General features: G+C 34.8%; 4 protein-coding genes. All 4 read right to left on the bottom strand.

Going from position 1 to position 4,242, the window contains the following annotated elements; all coding sequences use genetic code 11:
• Nucleotides 1-1,634 (bottom strand): metallophosphoesterase family protein (locus RMR19_RS21545; protein WP_310605572.1); only part of this gene is annotated, 1,634 nt, incomplete at its 3' end.
• A 201-nt stretch (nt 1,635-1,835) separates the two neighbouring features.
• Nucleotides 1,836-2,105 (bottom strand): DUF1905 domain-containing protein, encoded by a 270-nt coding sequence (locus RMR19_RS21550; protein ID WP_310605573.1) that lies wholly within the window; start codon nt 2,103-2,105, stop codon nt 1,836-1,838.
• A gap of 182 nt (nt 2,106-2,287) precedes the next feature.
• A complete protein-coding gene (locus tag RMR19_RS21555) occupies nt 2,288-2,620 on the bottom strand; it encodes a nucleotidyltransferase domain-containing protein (RefSeq protein ID WP_310605574.1) in 333 nt (110 codons plus the stop codon).
• 199 nt (nt 2,621-2,819) lie between these two features.
• Nucleotides 2,820-4,242: FAD-dependent oxidoreductase (locus RMR19_RS21560; protein ID WP_310605575.1), on the bottom strand; the 1,423-nt coding region annotated here is incomplete at its 5' end.

Consider the following 4,242-nt stretch of genomic DNA (forward strand, 5'->3'; position numbering starts at 1 on the left):
AAGCTTTCATCAATTGCTTTATTATTATCAGTACGGTATGTATTAATTGTAAATGATGTTGGTGTAATATCAATTACAGAATATGTTGGAACATCTTCTTGCCAACGACTTGCAATATAGGTTTGTTGTCTTGCCACTAAATCATAGTATTTACTACCAGAAGAAGAACTTCCTGTCATATATAGAATTCCTTCTGGATTTAATACTGTTGTTGCATTTACTTTATTAACTTTCTCAACTGCAGTTGCGTCCATTATTTTATTTAAGTAATCAAGGTATTTTAATCCATCTTCTGTTGCTTTACTTGATGTAATATTAGCCGGTGCTATTGTTAATGTTTTTGGATTCTTTCCTGCATCCATGTCAATTTCTAGTTGTTCACTAAATGCATCATCATCGTAAGAAGCATCAAATGTCTTAACGCCACCTTTTAAGATTTGCGTTCTTGAGTATGCATGGTCATGTCCTGTTAATACAACATCGATATCGTTTGCTTCTAATATTGGAACTAATTGATATCTTAGATTTGTGATTTCCGGCTCATTGGAATGCTCTGCTGAACCATAGATATCTTGATGTAATGTAACAATTCTCCATGTACAATCTTTATTTGCTTTTACCGTTTCCTCAATAAAATTCTTATGTTCTGCAACATTTGTATCTTGTGTATTCAACATCATGAATAATACAGAACCATAGGTAAAGTAGTAGTCTCCACCTACTTTTGTTGTATCTGTTGTTGATGTATTAACACCGTATTCACTCTTGTTTGGTACATTAAAATGATAAGTATAGTTTGCATTGTCTGCATCATGGTTACCAATTGTTGGCGCAATAGGTAATGATGTCAATACCTCTGGACTTAAATAACCAGTGTATTCTATTTCACTCTCATAGTTTTTACCCTGTGGTGATTTACTTTTTCTTAATTGAATCTGGTCACCAGCAGACACGATAAAACTAGCTTGATTATTTGTCTTTGTCATTGCTTTATTCAATGTATCAGCCCAGTTGAAGGAATCATTACGAACTGCTTCACTTTGTGCTTGTATGAATTCTGCCAACTTTTCTGCTGTATTTACATCTTTGCTTGAAGATTTCTTCTCGTTTGAAGAACCTATCTGTGGATCTCCTACGAATATAAAACTAAAATTGTCTGTTGCTTTTGTTGTATATTCTGCTGGTTCTGTAAAAACACCATCCACTTCATATGTATAATAATATGTTGTGTTCGATTTTAAATTGAGTGCTGTTACTTTATTCGAATAATATTGTTTTCCATCTACAGTTACAGAAGCCTTTTCCCTTTTCGCAACATATACACTTGCATTCTTCATATCTTCTGACGTACTAATTTTTAATCTTGACGAACTATCTTTTGCTGTATACCACGCAAAGTTTAATTGACTTTCATCCTTACCTGGTGTAAGTGAAATCTGTGTCCAATCATCTTTGATTGTCTCCCACTCTTTTACCCATTTGTCCCATGCTCCATCTTTCTTTCCAGCCTCTGTATCAGATGCTACCGTCATTCCGTCTGGTGCTGCATCTGCCAAACTAACAATTGAATTCACTGGCAACATTGAAAGTACAACTGCTCCAATTAACACACGCTTTTTCCAAGTATTATGCATTTTTCATTCTCCTCTTTTTATTAGTCAACCCTTGTTGTCCTAATTTATATACTTCATGAGAAAATATATCACAAAGAGAATTTCTGCTCTATCATGTACATGTAAAGTTGTGTTAAATATTTGTTAAGAGACATTAAACGACATCATTTTCACTTCCCATCAAACCAAAAACGTTTTCTTTAGACTCTATCTTTCTTAGCTTTACACACGCTCTTGTATCGTAACATGTATCATATCCCCTGCCTGCTTATTAATCTTTTCCCTTATATCCTTCCTAAGACCAATAATATGATTTGGTGTTTTCATTCGTACTAAACTTCCGTCATATTCTACTCCATCAAATGTAGCTCTTACCTTCACTCTTCCTTTACCAAATTCTTGTTTTACATCATAAGGGAAATCTATATATGCCCCATCGATATCGGGAACTTTCTGTATCTGTGCTTCAAATTCGTAAATTTTATTATTCATTATTTTCCTTCTTTCTTTTATCGTTTTATTTACCACTATTATAAACCAATTGGACCAAAACATGTATCATTATCTATTTATTTAACTACTTTTATATAATAAAGAAACCAAGTCAATGCTCTGCTACTTTTAAACTATCCTCTGCTTCTTGCAATCTATATTTACTTAAAGATTTCTGACGATCATCCATTTAGTACGACCCCTTCCCGTTCAATATTATCATAAAAGGGCAACGCTCCTAACCAATACTCAAAGTGTTCTTCATTCTTGACAATCACACTAATATCAATAAAATATTCCATTTCAAAATCAAATGCTACATCATAGATAATAGGCTCTATCCTTTCAATTTCTACATCTGTTAGCGATGTTAGAATCATAATATCAATATCTGAGTGCTCCTGCTGTTCACCTCTTGCATAAGAACCATACAAAATAACCTTTGACAGATTCGCTCCTAGAATATCTTTCATCTTTTTTGAGAACTTCATCAGCATGTTTTGTACATTATCCATTTAACCCACTTCCTTTCGGATTTACTGGTAACTATATATTATAACCTATACAAGATATTTTGTACACTTTCAGGTATCACTAATCTAAACAAATTGCACATGTGGTATTAAACTAACGTAAATCAAGTAGTAGGCTAACCATTCATTGGTTAGCCTACTACTTGATTTTTATTTTATTCGACTACTCAACACTACCAGCTTATAACGAATACGCAACCTCAAATCCACTACGAACAGCACCTTCAATTCTACCAACCTTAGAAGCATCACCAATTACAAAAACATTGTCACAAACTTCTTTTGCAACTTCTTCTAATAAGTTAACGGAACGTACTCCTAATGAAAGCACTACATAATCAACTGGATATTCGCTTGTTGTTCCTTCTTTTACTTGTTCAAGAACAACGGCATCCTTTTTGATTTCCACAAGTTTTGTTTTATCCATATACGTAACATCATATTTTGAAAGCTTGTCCATTGCATCAAGGTAATGTTGTACATATACACCTTCGCCAATAGAATCCTTCATCTCTACAATCGTAACATCATTTCCTCTTGTGCATAGGTATTCTGCTGTTTCTAATCCTGTTGCACCAGAACCGATCACTGCAACTTTCTTACCTTCTATCACCTTCTCTTCACATAGAACATCTTTGAATGTTACTGCATTCTCAAGATTAATTCCTGGTATTGATGATGGTTTGATTGGTGCTCCACCTGTAGCAAGTATTACTGCATATGGATTATAGGAAGCAATTACTTCTTTTGTCGCTTCTACATTTGCTTGTACAGATACTCCAAGCTTTTTAAGTTGAACTAATTCATAATCAACAATCCAGTTCATCTTTTCTTTATGAGGAGGTCGATTTGCAACATTAATCTGTCCGCCGACTTTTCCTTCTTTCTCTAATACAACGACATGAAATGCTCTTTCTGCAAGAACTCTTGCTGCTTCTAATCCAGCAACACCAGCTCCTACTATAACTACTGTCTTACCCTCTCCATCCTTCTTATACTCAGGATACTTATGTTCTCGACCTGCACGAGGATTTACCGCACATTTAACTGGGCCAATACCACCAATGGCATCACTTACTAATGTTTCAAAGCAGAAGGTACAAGAGATACAACGATTGATTTCCTCTTCTCTTTCTTCCATTGCCTTTTTTGCCCATTCTGGATCTGCTACAACTGCACGACCAAGACCAACAAAATCAACTAACTCTTCTTCTAACATCTTCTCTGCAAACCAAGGCTCTTTTATCATATTTACCGCAATAACAGGAATATTTACCGCTTCCTTAACAGCACGAATAAGTGGTGTACGGCAACCTTGTGGATATGTTGTTGGTTCTGATAGTGAGTTGAAAGATTCGTAAATACCATTTGATACATTTATAAAATCGAGTCCAAGAGCCTCTAACTCCTTACAGACTCTCACACCATCTTCTAATTTAAGATATTCTTCCACACCGTTTGGTGCAAGTAATTCATCTACTGTTAAACGAATACCAAGTGTAAATTCATTACCACATGCACTGCGAATTCCTTCAATAATCTCTTTTACAAATTGCAAACGTCCTTCAAAAGAACCGCCGAATCGGTCTGTTCTTTGATTTGTA

The sequence above is a fragment of the Anaerosporobacter sp. genome (assembly GCF_031551385.1).
In the GTDB taxonomy this organism is placed as follows: domain Bacteria; phylum Bacillota; class Clostridia; order Lachnospirales; family Lachnospiraceae; genus Anaerosporobacter.

Bases quoted from the DNA above. Each gene is read 5' to 3' on its own strand.
- RMR19_RS21550 (WP_310605573.1), bottom strand. From the start codon at position 2,105: ATGAATAATAAAATTTACGAATTTGAAGCACAGATACAGAAAGTTCCC.
- RMR19_RS21555 (WP_310605574.1), bottom strand. From the start codon at position 2,620: ATGGATAATGTACAAAACATGCTGATGAAGTTCTCAAAAAAGATGAAA.